The organism is Protofrankia coriariae, from assembly GCF_001017755.1.
Lineage (GTDB): Bacteria > Actinomycetota > Actinomycetes > Frankiales > Frankiaceae > Protofrankia > Protofrankia coriariae.
In genome coordinates, this window is record NZ_JWIO01000063.1 from 9,089 (window position 1) to 27,330 (window position 18,242).

Below are 18,242 nucleotides of genomic sequence, written 5' to 3' on the forward strand. Positions count from 1 at the left end.
CCGCCCCGGGCCGGGGCCACTGGCCGGCAGCCGGTTCGCCGTGGTCGAAGGCGGCCTGGGTATCGGCCTGGCGCTGGCGACCCTGCTGGAGCAGCAGGGCGCGTCCGTGCGGATGTTCTCCGTGGACGACGCCTCGCTCGCCGACCAGCTTGCCGGCGGTGCCGGGGCGGACGGTGTCTGGTGGGTGTCGTCCGTGGACCGGGACGCGCCACCGGCCCTGCCCGCCGCGTTCGTCCCGATCCGGGCCGCGGTTGCCGGCGGCACCCAGCGTCTGATCATCGCGACCGGTGGTGGGGGCAGCTTCGGTCGCGGGGTGGGCGACGAGCCCGGCCCAGGTGTGGGGATGGCCGGTTTCACGCGCACGCTCGCCCGGGAGGTGCCGGACGTGGTGGTCCGCGCGGTGGACCTCGACCCGAAGGAAGCGCCGACCCGGCTCGCCGGCTACCTGCTCACGGAGTTCCTCACGCCGGACGCCCCGTCGGTGATCGGCTACCGGCACGGCGTCCGGTCGACTCTCCGGGTGGTGCCGGCCGAGATCCCCGGTGCCGGTGCGCCCCCGGCCGCCTCGGTGGCTCCGGTGGGCCCGGCTGGCCCGGTGAGCATGGCTGCCCTGACGCTCCCGGCCGCCGGGCCGTCGTGGGGCTGGCGGTGGCACGACGACGTTGCTTCCGTACCGCCGCCCCAGGCCACCGGCGTGCTGGGGGAGCTCGGCCCGAGCTCCGTCGTCCTGCTCACCGGTGGCGCGCGCGGGATCACCGCCAAGGTCGCCCTCGGGCTTGCCCAGGCCACCGGCTGCGGGATCGAGCTGATCGGCCGGACGCCGCTGCCGGCCGCAGCCGAGGATCCGGCGACGGCCTCCGCGGTGGACGCGCCTCAGCTGCGCCGCGCCCTGATCGCCGCCGGCCTGCGCCGGCTCACCGAGGTCGAGGCCCGTGTCACCCACCTGCTCGCCGAGCGGGAGGTGCGGGCCACCGTCGCGGCCCTGCGCGCGAGCGCGTCCTTCGTCCGCTATCACGCCGTCGACGTGCGGGATCCGGACGCGCTGCGCGCGGTCGTCGAGACGATCTACGCCGACCGTGGCCGGCTTGACGGGGTCGTCCACGGCGCCGGCGTCCGCGAGGACAAACTGCTGCGGGAGAAGACGGCACGCTCGTTCGAGCGGGTGTTCTCGACCAAGGTCGACGCAGCCCGGACGCTGGTCGACGCGCTGCGGCCCGACCTCGGCTTCCTGGTGCTCTTCGGCAGCGTGTCCGGGGTGTTCGGCAATCGGGGGCAGGTCGACTACGCCGCCGCCAACGACGCGCTCGACACCTGCGCCCATGCCTGGGCGAGGCGGCTGCGCGGCCGTGTCGTGTCCCTGGACTGGGGCCCGTGGGCATCGCCCGGCTCTGCGGGCCTTGCCGGCTCCGCGGGCTCTGCGGGCTCTGCCGGCGGTGACCGGGAGGCAGCGGTGGCAGGCGCGGGAGCCGGCGGGGGGATGGTCTCGGCGGAGCTGGCACGCGTCTACGCCCGACGGGGTATCGGGCTGATCGACCCGGACGCCGGGGTCGCCGCGGTCCTGCGCGAGCTGGCCGCCGACGTGGACGACCCGCAGGTGGTGTACCTCTCCGGCTCCCTGGACGCCTTCGATGCCGGGATCTAGGGCGGGCGGGCCCGGCGGGCCGCCGGACCCGGACGCGGGCATCGCGATCGTCGGGATGGCGGCGGTGTTCCCGGGCGCCGGTGACCTCGACACCTACTGGCGCAACATCCTCACCGGTGTGGACGCCATCCGGGACATCCCGCCGCAACGTTTCGACCCGGAGTTCTTCCATCCGGATCCCGGCCCTGGCTCCGGCTCTGGTCCCGATCTCGGTCCCGATCTCGGTTCCGATCCCGACCCTGGTTCCGATGGCGGTCCCGAGGCGGCCGGGGAGCGGATCCGCTGCCGGCGCGGCGGGTTCATCGAGGAGTTCGCGACCTTCGACCCGACCCAGTTCGGGATCATGCCGCTGGCCGTGGACTGGGCCGAGCCCGACCAGCTCATGGCCCTGCGGGTGGCGGCCGAGGCGATCGCGGACGCCGGTGGCGCGGACGCGCTCGGTGACCGAGGCCGGACCGGGGTGGTACTCGGCCGCGGTGGTTACTTCGCCTCCGGGATGGCCCGGCTGGACCAGCGGATCAAGGTCTCGACACAGCTGGTCACCAGCCTGTCCGAGCTTGTCCCGACGCTCACGGCCGAGCAGTTGGCCGGGGTGCACGCCGCGTTCACCGAAACGCTCGGCCCGCGGCGCCCCGAGGCCGCGATCGGGCTGGTGCCCAACCTGGCCGCGTCCCGGATCGCCAACCGCCTCGACCTGCGCGGCCCGGCCTACACGCTGGACGCGGCCTGCGCGTCGTCCCTGATCGCCGTCGAGACGGCCGTGCGCGAGCTCGTCGCCGGCCGGGCCGACACCATGATCGTCGGCGGTGTGCACCTGGCGCAGGAGGTGACGTTCTGGAGTGTCTTCTCGCTGCTGCGGGCGTTGTCGCCGAGTTCGCGGATCCGTCCTTTTGACCGGCGGGCCGACGGCATCCTCATCGGTGAGGGGGTCGGCATGGTCGTCCTCAGGCGGCTGGCCGACGCCGAACGCGCCGGTGACCGGATATACGCGGTGATCCGCGGCTGCGGCTCGGCGAGCGACGGGCGGACGTCGACGCTGCTGGCGCCGGCGTCCGACGGGCAGGTGCTCGCCGTCGAGCGGGCCTGGGCCGACGCCGGGCTGGATCCGAGGGCACCCGGCGCGCTCGGCCTCGTCGAGGCGCACGGGACCGCGACCCCGGCCGGGGACGCGGCCGAGCTGGCCACCCTCCGGCAGGTCTTCGGCGCCGACGCGGGGGCTGGTGCGGGGGTCTGGGGGGGAGCGCGGCCGATCGGTGTCGGCTCCGTCAAGTCCATGATCGGGCATACCATGCCGGCGGCGGGCGCCGCCGGGTTGATCAAGGCTGCGCTGGCGCTGCATCATCGCGTACTGCCGCCAACCCTGCACTGTGAGCAGCCGCATCCGGCGTTCGCGGGCACCCGGTTGCGGCCGGTGGCAGAAGCCGAGGCCTGGGACGTCGACGACGGTGTGCCGCGCCGGGCCGGGGTGAACGCGTTCGGTTTCGGCGGGATCAACGCGCACGTGGTCGTCGAGGAGGCGCCGGCACCGTCGAACGCGCCGTCGCTGGCCTTCCCGGCCACGGTTCCGGTGCCGGTCCCGGTCATGCTCCCGGTCCCGCCTCCAGGCCCGGCCGCGGCCGCGCCCCTGGCCGTGACCACGGCGGCGGTGCCCCCGGGCGCGGTCCCGGGCGCGACCGCACTCCCGGCCACCGTCCCGCTCCCGGTCCCGGCAACAGCCATGGCCACCACGGCCATGGGGCCGTCCACGCGCTCGGGCGAGCGACCCGGCGGCGAGCGGGTACTGCTGTTCGCCGGGACGAGCCCGGCGGAGATCGCCCGCGCGCTCGCCGTCCCCGACCAGGAGCTGCTGGCGCGAGACGACACCGCCGCCCCGCCCGAAGGCGGGCCCTACCGGCTTGCGATCGTCGCGCCGGACCGGCGCCGGCTGGCGCTCGCCCGCACGGTCGTCGAGCGCGGTCGGCCCTGGCGCGGCCGCAACGACCTGTGGTTCACCGGCTCACCGCTGCTCGGCGCCACCGCCGCGCCGGACCGGACAGCGTTCCTGTTCTGCGGCCTGGAGGACAACTTCCACCCCCGGGTGGACGACGTCAGCGCGCACTTCGCGCTCACCCGCCCGCGGCACCTTTCCGCCGGAAACCTCGGCCCGGCCGCCGCTGGAACGGGCGGCTGGGCCGAGGCGCTCGGGGAGCACGGCGTCGCCAGCGTCGAAGTGGGCCGTGTACTCGACACGGCGCTGCGCCGACTGGAGATCTTCCCGGACCTCGTCGGCGGCCACAGCATCGGCGAGTGGAACGCCATGATCTCCGCCGGGATGATCGACGACGAGGATGTGGACAGGTTCATCGCCTCGTTCGAGCCGTACTCCCTGGAGGTGCCGGGGGTGGCCTTCGGCGCGCTCGGGTGCGGTGCGGACACGGCAGCCGCCACCATCGCGGACCTCCCGGACGTCGTGGTCTCGCACGACAACTGCCCGCATCAGTCGATCATCTGTGGGGAGGAACGCAGCGTCGAGAGCGCCCTGCAACGGCTGCGCGGCCAGGGCGTGCTGGGCCGGATCCTGCCGTTCCGCTCCGGCTTCCACTCCCCGTTCCTCTCCCCGTTCCTGGCGAAGGTCCGGGTCGACGTGGCCGGCATCCCGATCCGCACGCCGACGGTGCCGGTGTGGTCGGCGACGACGGTCGCGCCCTACCCCGACGACCAGAACGGAATCCGGGAGCTGGCGGTGCGCCATCTGCTGGAGCCGGTCCGGTTCCGCCAGCTCGTCGAGCGGCTGTACGCCGAGGGCGCGCGGGTCTTCGTCCAGGTGGGGGTGGGCAGCATCGCCGGCTTCGTGCAGGACACGCTGCCGGGCCGGGAACACCTGACGGTCGTCACGAACACCCCGAAACGCCCGGGCATGGACCAGCTGCGACGGGTGGTCGCCGCGTTCTGGGTCGAGGGCGCCACACCCCGGATGGACCGGCTGTCGGCCATGAGCACGCCGGCGACGATCCCGCTCCCGATCCCCGGGCCTCAGCGGCCATCGCCGTCGCCATCGTCACCGGCGCCATCGCCGCTGTCCCCGCTGTCATCACCGTTGTCACCGTCAGCCGCTCATGACGGCCAGGAAGAAGCAGTCGACGATGGACAGCGGTCGTCCCAGCAGACGCACCGTGGCCAGCCGATGTTGCTCAACCTGGGTGCCCCACTGGTCCGCCTCGGCGAGCGGGCGGCGTCGCTGCTGCCCACGACCCTGTTCCCGGGCCCAGCCTCGATCTCATACCCGGCCCTGGATCCGGACTCGGACTCGGCTCTGAGCCCGGACAGGGAACTGGCCCTGCCCCCGGATCCGGCCCTGGATCCAGCTTCGGACCCGAACCTGGCCCCGAACCAGAATCAGGACCCGAATCCGGAGCCGCCCCCTGCCTCGGATTCGGCCCTGGCAGCGGATCCGAACTCGATCCCGGAGCCAGTCCTTGTCCCGGATTCGGACTCGGCCCTGCTGTCGGAGCCGGGCTCGCGCCTGGCCACCACCCTGGAGCCGGATCTGACTCTGCTCCCGGATCCGGCTCTGGATCCGGATCCAGCCCTGGATCCGGTCTCGGCGCCGATCCTGGCGGAGCCGGAGCGGGAACCCTCGGTTGCCGGGCCGTCCGCCCGTTCGATTCCTTCCGCGACGGCCCACGAACGTCGGCCGCTGACAGCGCGGGAAAGACGTGATCGGGCGGTCAGCGCGCATCCGGCCGGTGGACACGGCAGCACCGGCAATCCGGTGCTCGCCGAATTCGACGCGCTGGTCGCCGAGACCAACGCGATGGTCTCGGCCGTGTTGGCACACTGGACGGCCAGCGCGTCCGCCGTCGGCGCCACCGCGTCCGCCGCCAGGAGCGGTGCGCGTGGCGCCGGGAGCGGCGCGCCTGTTGCCAGGACGAGTGCGTCCGCTGCCGGGACCTCCGCTGCCGGGACCATCGCGCCCACCGTCAGGGGCGGCGCGTCCGGTGCCAGGGCGCGGGTGTCGGCCGCTGTCCAGAAGGCACCCGCCGGCCCGGCCACCGCTGCTCGTACAGGGCACGGCGGACGCCCGACGCCGCCTNACGCCGCCTGCGCCCGCTGCGCCGGACGCGCCGCCTGCGCCGGCCGGATCGTCAGCCGGGCCGCCGGGCCGGCCAGCCGGAGCGGCGGGGCCGGCGGTACCGCCGGGCGGGCGGGACGTCCGGCAGACGCGGCGCACGCTGTCGATCGAGACGATGCCGTACATCATCGACCACTGTTTCTACCGGCAGCCGCCGGGGTGGCCGCATCTCGCCGACAGGTTCCCGGTGGTCCCGATGACCACCGTGCTGGAGATGATGATCGGCCAGGCGCGGGCGGCCGTGCCCGGCCGGGTCGTCGTCGGCGTCACCGACGTCCGGGCCCTGCGCTGGCTGGCGATCGAGCCGGCGGTAGAGGTGACCATCACCACGACCGTCCTGCCGGCCGTGGCCGGGCAGGACGCGACGGGCGCGAACGCGAGCGCGGTCCGGGTGAGTATCGACGGGTACGCGCACGGCACGGTCATCCTCGCCGACGCCTTCCCGCCGGGGCCGGCACCGTCGGCGGAGCCCCTGCCCGAGCCGCGTGACGACACACCGCTGGACGGGCCGTCGATCTACCATGCTGGACGGCTGTTCCACGGCCCCGGCTATCAGGGGCTGGTCACGGTCGGGCCGGTCTCCCCCGGGGGCGTCCACGGGGAGCTTGTCGTGACGAGCGCGCCCGGCGCGCTGCTCGACGCCGCGGGCCAGCTGTTCGGCTACTGGCCGCGGGAGCATCTCGCCGCGGACTGGCTGCTGCTGCCCTCGGCCCTGCGCGGCGTGCGCTTCTTCGGCCCGCACCCGGCCGTGGGGGAGCGGCTGACCTGCACGGTGTGGATACGTGACGTCCGGGACAGCGCCGTCACCGCCGATCTGGAGGTACGCGCCGCGGACGGCACGGTGTGGGCGCGCGTCGAGGGCTGGACCGACCGCCGGTTCTCCCAGGACGAGCTGATGTGGGCGATGCTGCTGCGGCCGGCGCGCAACGCCATCGCCGAACGGGCCGCCGGCGGCTGGGTGCTCGCCCGGGAGCACTGGGCGGACACCGCCTCCCGCGAGCTTGTCACGCGCTACCACCTCGACACCGACGAGCGCGCCATCCTGGCGGCGAAGCATCCCAGGGCCGCGCGGGAGTGGCTGCTCGGGCGGATCGCGGTGAAGGACGCCGTCCGCCACTGGCTGTGGGACAGCGGCGTCACCGACGTGTGGGGCATCGAGATCGGTGTGTCGGACGAGGACTCCGGGCGCCCGGTGATCGACCGGCTGCCGGCGCGTGCCGGCGTGCCGGCCACACCCCCGCGAGTTGCCCTGGCGCACACGGCGCTCCTCGCGGTGGCGGTCGTACATCCCGACGGTGCGGTGGGTATCGACATTGAACGGGTGACGCCGCTCCCGGCAGGGGTAAGGGCAGGGACGGAGATGGAGACGATGGCGCTCACGGACGCCGAGCGCGCCCTGCTCGCCGAGCTGGCCGGAGCCGACGCCGGCCTGCGGGCCCTGTGGCTGGCCAGGTTCCGGGCCGCCAGGCAGGCCGCGGCCAGGGCCGATGACACCGGTCAGGCGAGCTGGCCACAGCGGTTCGTCGTCGAGGGGGTCACGCCTGGTCATCTCCGGGTGCGGACGGACGACCAGGAGCCGTCGCGCGCCCGCTGGGTCGCGCACCAGTCGATCAGTGCGCTCGGCGAGCCCCTGGACGACCACGGCCATCCACTGGGCCATCCGCTGGGCGATCGTCGTTCCGTCGCGGGCAGCGCCGCTGGTCGTCACTCCGTCGATGGCCCTGAAGTTGATCATTGTTCCGTCGATGACACTGACGTTGATCGTTACGTTGTGGCGTGGACCTCGCCCGAGGTCGAACAGGCGGCACGGGAGAACGAAGGAGCGTGGAGATGACGGCCAAGCCCCTGACGACCGGACACCCGACGATCGGACACTCCGCCACATCCGGTCCCGCCGTATCCGGCTCCGCAGCATCCAGCGAAGCAGCATCCGGTGAAGCGGGATCGGGTGCGGTGGGAGTGACCGCCTCGGGCGTCGAGCGGGCCGCAGTCGAGGAGCGGATTCTGCGTGAGGTCGTGGCGCTGCTGCACGACGTCATCGGCGACGAGTACGTGATCGACTGTGAGATCGACCTGTCGACGTCGTTCAACACCGACCTGGAGCTGGAGAGCATCGAGTTCGTCGCCCTCGCGGACCGGATGCGGCAGCACTATGGCGACACGGTCGACTTCGTCGGCTTCCTCGCGGACCGGAACGTCGACGAAGTGATCAACATGCGGGTCGGTGAGGTCGTCTCCTTCATCGCCGACTGCCTGACGCCGCCCCAGCCGTCCGAACCGTCCGAACCGTCCGAACCGTCCCGGTCGTAGCGATGCCCGAGGTCCTTGCCAACGGCGTCCGCCTGCACGTCCAGCGGCTGTCGCCCAGGGGTGGCCCGCGGCCCGGGGCACCGGTCGTCGTCATGGTGCACGGCATGGTCATGGACAACCTGTCCAGCCTCTACTTCTCGCTCGGGACCAGCCTCGCCCACGCCGGCGCCGACGTGATCTGCTACGACCTGCGCGGTCACGGCCGCAGCGAACGGACACCGGACGGCTACGCCATGACGGACGCCCTGGCGGACCTGTCGGGGCTGCTCGACGCGCTCGGCGTCGACCGTCCCGTCCACCTGGTGGGCAACAGCTACGGGGCGACGATGGCCCTGTCCTACGCCCTGGAACACGCCGGGCAGGTGGCGAGCCTCACCGTGATCGAACCGCCCTTCCTCGTCGAGGGCCTTGGCGCGCGGATGGCCCGGTCGCTGGCGCAGGTGTCGGCCGGGCTCGACGACGCCGAGGTCGAGCGGTGGCTGGAGCGCTCCGCCGGGCGGGCGGTCAGCCGGATCGCCCGCGGTGCCCAGGCCCTGCTGCGGGAGACCTCGATCGCCAGGGACATGCTCGCCACCGAACCGTTCTCCCCGCGGCGGCTGGCCCGCCTGGACGTCCCCGTGCTGGCGGTCTACGGGGCGAACTCCGACATCGCCGACCACGCCGAGGGGCTCGCCCGGCTCGTGCCGGACTGCACCCTGATCGTCCTCGCGCACCACACCCACGCGGTGCTGCGGGAGGCCACCGACTACCTGCGCGTCCTGCTCAGATGGTGGCTGTTCGAACCCGGCACCCCGGTGCCGCCCTACGCCGACACCGCCGGGCGACGGTTCGAGACCCCCGACTGGGTGACCCGGATGGTCCCGCCCCCGGATCTCAACCGTCCCGCCAGCACCCCCGCCCGCCCGGACAGTGATCCCGGCCGTCTGGACGCTGCTCCTGGCCGTCCGGTCAGCGGTCCCAGCCGGCCATCTGGCGATCATGATCGTCCGGACGGCGGCCCCGGACGCCCGAAGGAGCCGAAGGAGGAGGGGGAGCCCGGCCGTCCGGAGGAGAGCATCGGTACCGGGGTGCCGGGGTGAGCCGTTTCCTGTTCGTCGTCCCGCCGCTGACCGGACACGTCAACCCGGCGGTCGGGATCGCCGGTGAACTGGCCGGACGCGGTCACAAGGTAGCGGTCGCGGGCCATCCGGACGTGGTCGGGCCGCTGCTGGCCCCAGGGCTCACCCTGCTGCCACTCGCCGGGACGTTCACCGGCCCCAGCCGGGCTGCCGTCGAGGAGAAGTCCAGGCAACTGCGGGGCGCGGCGTCCCTGAAGTTCCTCTGGGAGGACTTTCTCATCCCGCTGGCCGCCTCGATGGTCGACGAGGTCGAGGCGAAGGTCGACCAGTTCGCCCCGGATGTGCTGGTCGTCGACCAGCAGGCGGTCGGGGCCGCGCTCGTCGCCCGCCGCCGCGCCCTGCCGTGGGCGACCCTTGCCGCCACGTCCGCCGAACTGGACGATCCGTACGAGCTCCTGCCCGGGGTCGGGCGGTGGGTCCGTGACACGTTACGTGACTTCCAGCGCTCCCAGGGGGTGCCCGAGGACAAGGCGTGCGTTGGTGACCTGCGCTTCTCCGAGCACCTGACCCTGGTGTGCTCGGTGCCCCGGATGCTGCGCACGGACAGTTTTCCCAGCTACTACGGTTTCGTCGGCATACCGCTCGGCCGGCGGCCGGCAGTGGCCTTCCCGTGGGAATGGCTGGATTCCGAGCGTGAGCATGTGCTGGTCTCGCTGGGAACGGTGACCCGCGAGGCCGGCGGCCGGTTCCTGCGGGTCGCGGTCGACGCGCTCCGACCGCTCGGGCACCGCCTACAGGCGATAGTCGTGGCGCCGCCCGGCATCCTCGGCCCGCCCCGGGCGAATCCCGCACCCGGCGGCGCCGCCGTGGCCGACGGCGCTCCGGTCGACGGTGCTCCGGTCGGCGTTTCCCGTGGCAGTGGCGCTGAGGAGCACATTCTTGTGCTGCCGCACGTCCCGCAGCTCGATCTCATGCCACGGCTGTCCGCGGTGGTGTCGCACGGCGGGAACAACACGGTGTGCGAGGCATTGGCGCACGGTGTCCCGCTGGTCGTGGCGCCGGTCCGGGACGACCAGCCCGTCATCGGGGAGCAGGTCGTGCGCACCGGCGCGGGCCTGCGGGTCCGGTTCGGCCGGGTGAGCGCGCCCGCGCTGCGCGAGTCGATCGTCTCGGTGCTGGACGAACCGTCCTTCCGTGTCGCCGCGCGGCGGCTACGCGGCGACTTCGCAGCCGCCGGGGGCGCCGTCGCCGCCGCGGATCGCCTACTCGCGATGATCTGACCGGGTGCCCGGGTGCCCGGGTGGCCGGGTGGCCCGCTGCCCCGGTGGCCCGCTGGCCTGTTGACCTCTTGGCCCGGCGTGCTCATTGAGCCGGCGCCGTTCGGCGCAACCTCCTTCGAAGCCCGCCGCCGACCAGCTCTTTCCACATTTCTTCTTCCGGGTCTCCGCCGTGTTCCGGGTCTTCTTCGCGTTCCCTTCCCGCCGGCGGCGGAGTTTCATGTGGAACTCCGTGCCGGCCAGAAAGAAAAACGTCCTCCTGCTTGTTCCGGGAAATTTGGCCGGTGTTTCTTCGGATATTTTTCGGATAGTTTTCGGGCGGTTGACCGGGTGATTGATCAGGTGGTTGTCGTGGCGTCCGGTCGGGTGCCTCCCGTATTACCAGTGGCGGGCGGTTCGTCGTAACGCCAGTCGTGGACGAGTCCGATGACGAAGATTCCGAGGAAGAGCGCCAGCAGCGGCAGCAGAATCATTCATGCTCCCAGAGGGGGGAAGTGAGAGGGAGGATCTTTCCCGGTCACCGGGCGGACACTGTCCCAGCCTGATTACCCGCTCTCGGAAGCATCTCACCTGACGCTCGCCCGCGGTGACGCTGTGACACGATCCTGGGTTGTGGGTGGGTGTTCCGTCGATTGGGTGGCGACAGGGTGCTGGTTGGGCGTACCGTCGCATCCAACGTCAACGCGGGAGCTTCCAACGCAGGAGGCTGAGAGGGCGGCTGGGACCCACCCACAGTGCCGCCGACCGCCAGAACCTGTCCGGGTAATGCCGGCGTAGGGAGGCTGTCACATGGTGCTGCCCGTCGACCGATCGGTCTCCGTGTCCGCGCCCGTCACCGGCGGAACACCCGTCACCGGTGGCGCGCCCGTCTCCACGGGGCGTGACGCTCGGAGGTCCGCTGCCGGAGGGCCCGGCGGCGCCTCCACGCCCGGTGGCTCACCCGCGCCGGTCACCTCCGGTCCGCTGCCCGGCAGCCGCAAGACCTATCTGGTCGGCTCCGCGGACGGCCTGCGGGTGCCTATGCGCGAGGTGCTGCTGTCCACCGGCGACAGCGTGATCCTGTACGACACCTCCGGCCCGTACACCGACACCGAGCAGGTCACCGACGTGCGCCAGGGGCTGCCTCCGCTGCGGGACGCCTGGATCACCGCCCGCGGCGACACCGAGATCTACCAGAACGCCTCGCCACAGGTCCGGCATGGGGAGCGGCTGCGCCGGCCGTCCCCCAGGCGGGCGCTGCCCGGCCGGGCCGTCACCCAGCTCGCCTACGCGCGCCGGGGCGAGATCACGCCGGAGATGGAGTTCGTCGCGCTGCGCGAGGGCCTGCCGGTCGAGACCGTGCGGGCGGAGATCGCCGCCGGCCGTGCGGTGCTGCCCGCGAACGTCAACCATCCCGAGTCCGAGCCGATGGCGATCGGCAGTGCCCTCCTGGTGAAGATCAACGCGAACATCGGGAACTCGGCGGTGACCTCGTCCATCGAGGAGGAGGTGGACAAGATGGTGTGGGCGACCCGCTGGGGCGCTGACACCGTCATGGACCTGTCCACCGGCCGCGACATCCACACCACCCGGGAGTGGATCATCCGGAACTCGCCGGTCCCGATCGGGACCGTGCCGATTTACCAGGCGCTGGAGAAGGTCGGCGGCAAGGCCGAGGAGCTGTCCTGGGAGGTCTACCGGGACACCGTCATCGAGCAGTGCGAGCAGGGCGTGGACTACATGACCGTCCACGCCGGAGTGCTGCTGCGCTACGTGCCGCTGACCGCGCGGCGCAAGACCGGGATCGTCTCCCGCGGCGGATCCATCCTGGCCGCCTGGTGCCTGGCCCACCACCAGGAGAACTTCCTTTACACCCACTTCGCCGAGCTGTGCGAGATCCTGCGCGCCTACGACGTGACCTTCTCGCTCGGGGACGGGCTGCGCCCCGGTTCGATCGCCGACGCCAACGACGCCGCCCAGCTCGCGGAGCTGGCCACCCTCGGGGAACTCACCTCGGTGGCGTGGGAGCACGACGTCCAGGTCATGATCGAAGGCCCTGGGCACGTCCCGATGAACAAGATCAAGGAGAATGTGGACCTGCAGCGCGAGCTGTGCCACGACGCGCCCTTCTACACCCTCGGACCGCTGACCACGGACATCGCGCCCGGCTACGACCACATCACCTCCGCGATCGGCGCGGCGATGATCGGCTGGTACGGCACGGCGATGCTCTGCTACGTCACGCCCAAGGAGCATCTCGGCCTGCCCGACCGCGACGACGTCAAGGCCGGGGTGATCGCCTACAAGATCGCCGCGCACGCGGCGGACCTGGCCAAGGGGCATCCGGGCGCCCAGGCGTGGGACGACGCCCTGTCCGACGCGCGGTTCGACTTCCGCTGGACCGACCAGTTCCACCTCGCGCTCGACCCGGAGACCGCCGAGGCCTTCCACGACGAGACCCTGCCCGCGGCGCCCGCGAAGTCGGCGCACTTCTGCTCGATGTGCGGCCCGCACTTCTGCTCGATGCGCATCACCCAGGACGTGCGCAAGTACGCCGAGGAGCACGGCATTGCGGAGACCGACGCCGTGGAGGCCGGCCTGCGGGAGAAGTCGGCGGAGTTCGCCGCCCGCGGCAGCCACGTCTACCTCCCGATCGCGGAGTCGTAGAAGCCACGTAGGTGGTTCCTGTCACTCCAACGACGGTTTCTACCTACGGCTCCCGCATCCGTAGGTGGAAACCGCTGTGATGATGACGGTTTTCACCTACAGGTTCGGCTCCCAGCCGCGTTGGCGTAGTGCTGTGGCGACCTGTTCGGCCACCAGCCGCGGTTCGGTGCGCAGTACATGGACCGGGAAGCGCAGAATGAGGCGGTCCTGGAGCACACCGGCGTTCTGCCGGGCCAGGTCGTCCCACCACTGACGTACCTCCCGGTGATAGCCACCGTCGATCTCCACCCAGACCCGCCACGTTTCGTACCAGACGTCGAGGTGGTAGCGGCTGCCGCCGGCATCGATCCGCGGCTGCCGTCGCGCGGCCGGCAGGCCGTAACGATTCTCGATTTTTCGATAAAGGATTTCGGCCACCGAATGGGCACCATCGCCCAGGTCGCTCAGGGTGTCAGTGATCAGCCTGTTGCGGCGCAGCGGCCCACGGCGCTCGACGACACGGCGAAGCTCGGCGACGGTGACCAGCCGCTGCTGGACGGCCGCGGCAAGCACAGCACGTGCGTCCTCTTCATCCGGGGCCCAGCTGGCCATGTCCACGACCGAGCGGGGCAGCCTGGTCCGCGGTGGCGACCGCCGCGGGTACACGTCATCGGATCCGAGGTGATGGCTGCGCCGGATGATGACACCGGGGCGCCGCGTCACATGCCGGGCAGCGTCGACAAGGACGACGGCCGGGCCGCCGTCGAACCCGCGTAAGCCGTCGAACGATGCCGCGGACGCCCCGCCGAGTACCGCGCCCGCTCCGACAGATTCGACGGCCGCCCACATCATCTGGGCGTCGGTGATCGGGCCGGAGTGGGTGACGAGCACGCCCCGCATGGGCCGCTGCCAGCGGCCGCTGCGCAGCTTCCAGCGGATTTCCGCCTCGGTCATCCCGGCCCGCAGGGCTGTACGGACGGAGATGACGCCGTCCTGGGATTCCGCGATCCGCTCCCAGACCGTGCGTTCCCCACGGCCATCGGCCCGCCGCCTGGACGTGTGGCCGTTTCCGCGGGTCCCGTGGCCGCTGCCATCGCTGCCACGAGCCTCGCTGCCAGGCCCCTCGCTGCCGAGGAGCCTGGCGCCACTGTTCTTGCCGCCGCTGCTGTTCCTGTTGCCGCCGCGCGGATGCCGCAAGCCGGGATCATGGGCCATACCCCCACGCTGCCACGGCCTCCGCCCCACCCGCGAGCGAGACCAGCCACCTGTGGACAACGAACCTGTAGGTAGAAACCATCACTACCGCAACCGACCCCACCTACACCCACGGAGCCTGTAGGTGGGGGAGTGTCTCGTGATCAGTGTTTCCGGCGGATTTGATCAGTAGGTCTCAGCGGACGGCCAGCGGTCACTAAACGTGATTGCCATCGCGTCGATCACGGGTTTCCACCGGACAGCCCACCGGGCGCGGCCGGTCCCGGTCGGATCCAGGCTGCGGGTCACAAGATACAGGCATTTCAACGCGGCCTGGTCGCTCGGGAAATGCCCGCGGGCGCGGACCGCCCGGCGGTAGCGGGCGTTGAGCGACTCGATCGCGTTCGTCGAGCACAACACCCGCCGTATTTCCGCGTCATAGTCGAGGAACGGGATAAACTCCTCCCAGGCGTTCCGCCACAGCCGGATCACGGCGCGGTACTTCTTCCCCCAGGTTTCTTCGAACTCGTCGAGGGCGAAGGCGGCGGCTTCCGGAGTAGGCGCCGTGTAGATGGGCTTCAGGTCGCGTTTCACCGCGTCATGATCGGCCCGCGAAGTCAGCCGAAACGTATTGCGGATAAGGTGGATAATGCAGGTTTGGACCGTGGCGGCCGGCCACACGTTCTCGACGACCTCGGGCAGCCCTTTCAGCCCGTCACAGACGAGGAAGAAAACGTCGGCGACGCCACGGTTCCGCAGGTCGGTGAGCACCGCCATCCAAAACTTGGCACCCTCGCCTCCGCTACCTGCCCACAGCCCCAGGACGTCCTTGTGGCCGTCCACGGTGACCCCGATGGCCGCGTAGACGGGCCGGTTGCCGACCTGGCCGTCGCGGATCTTCACGACGACCGCGTCGATAAAAACAGCGACATAGACACGGTCCAGCGGCCGCGACGCCCATTCGTTCATCTCCGCAAGGACCCCGTCGGTGATCCGGGAAACGGTCTCCTTCGACACCGACGCCCCGTAGATCTCCTCGAAATGCGCCGAGATCTCGCCCGTAGTCAGACCCTTCGCATACAGTGAAAGCACAATCTCGTCGACACCGGTCAGACGCCGCTGCCGCTTCTTCACGATCCGCGGCTCGAACGTGCCCTCCCGGTCCCTCGGAACCGAGATCTCCACCTCACCGGCCGCCTCGGAAACGACCGTCTTCGTCCGGCTGCCGTTACGGACGTTGGTCGATTCCCGCTCCGCCGGTACCCGGTTCTTCTCATGGCCGAGATGCTCGGTCATCTCCTCGGCCAAAGCCGTTTCCAGCACCGCCTTGGTGAACAGCTTCAACAGCCCGTCCGGCCCCGTCAGCGCCAGCCCACGCGCCTTCGCGTCCGCGACCAAAGCCGCCGCAGCGGCCTGCTCCGGCGACAGCTGCCGCCCCGATTCACGATCTTGCTTGCGAGGGGTCATATCACCCGATGTCATCACTCACAGTGCCCATCCCGCCGGACCCCGAGGGCCCGGCGTGTCGGGCCGGAAACACCGATCTTGAAACAGTCCCGAGCCGCTGCGATTCGGGCAGCCGGTCGATCAGTCTGTGCGACTCGTCCAGGTAGGGGCCCGCGGTGCTGCTGGGTCAGCCCAGGGGCAATGTCAGGTATGCGGGACTGCCGTTGGGTGAGCTGATCGTTGTGGTGCTGCCGTCGACGCTCGCGTCCGAGTAGAGCGGGTCCTTGCTGGTGACGGTCAGTATCAGCCGGTGGCCCGGGGCCAGGTCGTAGCCGGCGGCCTGCAGCCTCCAGGTGATGTAGCGGTCCTGCCCGGGAGCCAGGTCGGTGAGTGTGTAGGGCTCGTGCGTGATGATGCGGGCCGTGTTGTCAGAGCTGACGTCGAACAGGTAGGCCACCAGGGTCGTGGACCGGGCCGAGCTGCGCACAGTCAGTGCGAGCTCGGGGACGCCTCGGATCCGGCGGGCCGCGTTGCCGTGGCTGTCTGCCGTGATCGGAGCGCTGGCCCAGACCGCGAGGTTCTGGCGGTCGAACTTGTCCGTGTTGTAGCTCTTCGGGTTGCCCTTCCACTCGGCCTGGCCGGTCGTGATGATGGCGTCCACCGCGGTGGCCTCGGTCAGCTGCCCGGCGGTGAACTCCCGCGTCCAGCCCGTTTCCGGAGCGGTGCGCAGACCGCCGTCACGGCTGCCCGACGCGGTGGCGGTCAGGTACCACCGCTCGGTGAAGGTGGTGACATCCTCCCAGGACGCCCTGGGCTCGCGGATGGCCGGTTCGGTGATGACGTCTTTCCCGGTCTGCGGATCGGTGCTGGTCCGGTAGGTGAACATGATCTGGCTGTTGACCGGGGACCAGCCGGGTACGTCGTTGGCGAGCCCGCCCACATAGTGGTCCAGCCAGGCGAATGCCTCGTCGACCGGCAGGTTCGGCCCGCTGAACGGGATGGTCAGGCCGGCGCCCTCGGGCGCGGAGTGGTCGCCGATCCACAGGTTCAGCCGCTTCGGCACGGTCAGCCGGTCGAAGTGCTCGACGACCTGGTTGCCCGGGAACAGCGTCTCGTGCCAGGTGTTGGAGAAAAACGTGGGAATGCCGCGGGCATTGGTCTGCTCGACATACGACGACGGCGCCCGCTCCGTGCCCCATGCCACTACGTCGTCGAGGTTCTGGCCGGCCTGGAAATCCGCCAGGATCTGCTGGGTGGCAGCGTCGAACTTCTGCTCGACCGGGCCGCCGGTGAAGTTGATCAGGGCGGTCACCGCCGCCAGATGCCGGGTGTCGTGCTGGTAGAGACTCGTGGCCAGGTTGCCCCAGGTGCTCAGGGCCACGACCGCCTTCACGCGCCTCGCCGGATCGTTCGCCGCGACCAGCTGGCTGATACCCGAACCGTACGATTCGCCCAGGAAGGCGATCCGGCTCGGGTCGAAGTGCTGCTGGGCGTAGTCGATGACGGTTGAGCCATCGGCCCAGTCCGAGGGCCCGGCCACATCGATCGTGCCCTCGGAGGTGAACGGGCTGCCGGTGAAGCCGATTCCACGCGGGGTGTAGGCCAGCACGTGGTAGCCGCGCAGCGCCAGCTGGAGGTACGTGTACTCGAACAGGGCCCAGCCGAAGGGCGTCCAGCCCGAGGGCACGATCACCACGGGTCGGGGTTCCGAGGTCCTGAGCCTGATCGTGTGCGCCGACAGCCGTACTCCGTCGGTGGCGGTGATCCGGGGAAAGTCGACGCTCGCCGTCTGCCGCACCTGCTCCGTCAGCTTCTGGAGATCAGGGGTCAGCAGCGCCTTCTCAGCCGTGCCGCTCAGCGTGGCGATCAGCGCCTGCGCGACGTTGACGGCGGCCGGGTCGAGAGATGTGGCCGAGGTATAGATGCCGCTATCGGCGATCCGGCTCAACTGTGCCGCGGTGACCGCGTTGATCGTGTCGTCTTCCTGCGGGTGGCTCACGAGGCCCGTCCTCTCACTGTCGCCGACCGAGCATGTGGGGCGGCCGGCACGTGCTGTCCGCCGGGGATCCCGGCATTTTCATGGTCTTTTTCTTCGTCGCGGCAAAGTGGATAGGACGTACGGAAGCGCATAAACCGCTCGGATACGAGCCGGGCGCTCCCTGAGCGCCACATGGCCAGGGGTCATCCCTGAAGTAGGAGGAGGCTCATGTCTTCAGATAAGCGGACTCCGCTCAGGGTTTGCGCACAAGCGGTCAAACCAGTCAGTTCCCAGATGATGTGTCCGTGGAGCCGGCTTTCGTTTCGAGGTTCTTGCCGGTCCTCGGGGCCAACGTGTACCGGCGGCCATTATCGAGGACGCCGCCATCCTTCCACGCGATGACGCTATCACGCAGCGTAGGCGTCGGTGGTTGCCGCGATGGCGCAACAGGCGGTCGACACGGTAGAGGTGGCGCGCAAGGCGCCAGGTCACGATCACACGCACGGCGAAGCATGCCGCAGGACCCGGCCCCAGCCAGGCTCATGGATCGAATGGATGCCCGTTCCGCGGCGGTTTTTCCTCCGGCGAGCTGAAGGCGCCG

10 protein-coding genes, 1 pseudogene and 1 riboswitch (1 of these 12 cut by a window edge) are annotated in these 18,242 nt (G+C 71.0%); of the genes and pseudogenes, 7 read left to right on the forward strand and 4 right to left on the reverse strand.

The window, feature by feature from the left end:
- The 6 genes and pseudogenes from FrCorBMG51_RS22850 to FrCorBMG51_RS22875 form a co-directional block, all read left to right on the forward strand.
- Positions 1-1,642, forward strand: the end of a protein-coding gene (locus FrCorBMG51_RS22850; RefSeq protein ID WP_047225086.1) for a type I polyketide synthase. 6,749 nt of this gene lie to the left of the window's left edge; only the last 1,642 of its 8,391 coding nucleotides appear in the window; its start codon lies beyond the left edge, outside the window; its stop codon occupies positions 1,640-1,642.
- A pseudogene (locus tag FrCorBMG51_RS35180) lies at positions 1,629-4,439 on the forward strand (beta-ketoacyl synthase N-terminal-like domain-containing protein); the annotation flags it as partial. The gene FrCorBMG51_RS22850 and the pseudogene FrCorBMG51_RS35180, both read left to right, overlap by 14 nt.
- Positions 4,440-6,069: 1,630 nt before the next feature.
- The gene (locus tag FrCorBMG51_RS29150; protein ID WP_476742238.1) at positions 6,070-7,587 is read left to right on the forward strand and encodes a polyketide synthase dehydratase domain-containing protein; all 1,518 of its coding nucleotides are present in this window, start codon (positions 6,070-6,072) and stop codon (positions 7,585-7,587) included.
- Between the two features lie 119 nt (positions 7,588-7,706).
- Positions 7,707-8,063 carry a phosphopantetheine-binding protein gene (locus FrCorBMG51_RS22865; RefSeq protein WP_047225089.1) on the forward strand — a complete coding sequence of 119 codons (357 nt, stop codon included), beginning with the start codon at positions 7,707-7,709 and terminating at the stop codon, positions 8,061-8,063.
- A gap of 2 nt (positions 8,064-8,065) precedes the next feature.
- Positions 8,066-9,142 carry an alpha/beta fold hydrolase gene (locus FrCorBMG51_RS22870; RefSeq protein WP_047225076.1) on the forward strand — a complete coding sequence of 359 codons (1,077 nt, stop codon included), beginning with the start codon at positions 8,066-8,068 and terminating at the stop codon, positions 9,140-9,142.
- Positions 9,139-10,401, forward strand: a complete 1,263-nt coding sequence (locus FrCorBMG51_RS22875) for a glycosyltransferase (protein ID WP_047225077.1) — start codon at positions 9,139-9,141, stop codon at positions 10,399-10,401. The genes FrCorBMG51_RS22870 and FrCorBMG51_RS22875 overlap by 4 nt, the downstream gene beginning before the upstream one ends.
- Before the next feature lie 335 nt (positions 10,402-10,736).
- On the opposite strand, the gene FrCorBMG51_RS32740 is transcribed toward FrCorBMG51_RS22875, so the two are convergent.
- Positions 10,737-10,871: a hypothetical protein gene (locus FrCorBMG51_RS32740; protein ID WP_256386251.1), complete on the reverse strand. Its 135-nt coding sequence runs from the start codon at positions 10,869-10,871 to the stop codon at positions 10,737-10,739.
- A 200-nt stretch (positions 10,872-11,071) separates the two neighbouring features.
- Positions 11,072-11,196: riboswitch (TPP riboswitch) on the forward strand.
- Here FrCorBMG51_RS32740 and thiC point away from each other — a divergent pair.
- Positions 11,188-13,044: a phosphomethylpyrimidine synthase ThiC gene (thiC, locus tag FrCorBMG51_RS22880; RefSeq protein ID WP_047225078.1), complete on the forward strand. Its 1,857-nt coding sequence runs from the start codon at positions 11,188-11,190 to the stop codon at positions 13,042-13,044. It overlaps the preceding riboswitch by 9 nt.
- Positions 13,045-13,140: 96 nt before the next feature.
- On the opposite strand, the gene FrCorBMG51_RS22885 is transcribed toward thiC, so the two are convergent.
- The 3 genes from FrCorBMG51_RS22885 to FrCorBMG51_RS22895 all read right to left on the reverse strand — a co-directional run bounded on the left by FrCorBMG51_RS22885 (position 13,141) and on the right by FrCorBMG51_RS22895 (position 17,662).
- Positions 13,141-14,238, reverse strand: coding sequence for a hypothetical protein (locus FrCorBMG51_RS22885; RefSeq protein ID WP_235433838.1), 1,098 nt, complete (start codon positions 14,236-14,238; stop codon positions 13,141-13,143).
- 165 nt (positions 14,239-14,403) lie between these two features.
- The gene (locus tag FrCorBMG51_RS22890; protein WP_047225079.1) at positions 14,404-15,684 is read right to left on the reverse strand and encodes an IS256 family transposase; all 1,281 of its coding nucleotides are present in this window, start codon (positions 15,682-15,684) and stop codon (positions 14,404-14,406) included.
- 166 nt (positions 15,685-15,850) lie between these two features.
- The gene (locus tag FrCorBMG51_RS22895) at positions 15,851-17,662 is read right to left on the reverse strand and encodes an alpha/beta fold hydrolase (RefSeq protein ID WP_047225080.1); all 1,812 of its coding nucleotides are present in this window, start codon (positions 17,660-17,662) and stop codon (positions 15,851-15,853) included.
- Positions 17,663-18,242: the final 580 nt, after the last annotated feature.

Excerpts from the sequence above, each read along its gene's own strand:
- FrCorBMG51_RS22870 (WP_047225076.1), top strand. The coding sequence starts at position 8,066 with ATGCCCGAGGTCCTTGCCAACGGCGTCCGCCTGCACGTCCAGCGGCTG.
- FrCorBMG51_RS32740 (WP_256386251.1), bottom strand. The coding sequence starts at position 10,871 with ATGATTCTGCTGCCGCTGCTGGCGCTCTTCCTCGGAATCTTCGTCATC.
- thiC (WP_047225078.1), top strand. The coding sequence starts at position 11,188 with ATGGTGCTGCCCGTCGACCGATCGGTCTCCGTGTCCGCGCCCGTCACC.
- FrCorBMG51_RS22885 (WP_235433838.1), bottom strand. The coding sequence starts at position 14,238 with ATGGCCCATGATCCCGGCTTGCGGCATCCGCGCGGCGGCAACAGGAAC.
- FrCorBMG51_RS22890 (WP_047225079.1), bottom strand. The coding sequence starts at position 15,684 with ATGACCCCTCGCAAGCAAGATCGTGAATCGGGGCGGCAGCTGTCGCCG.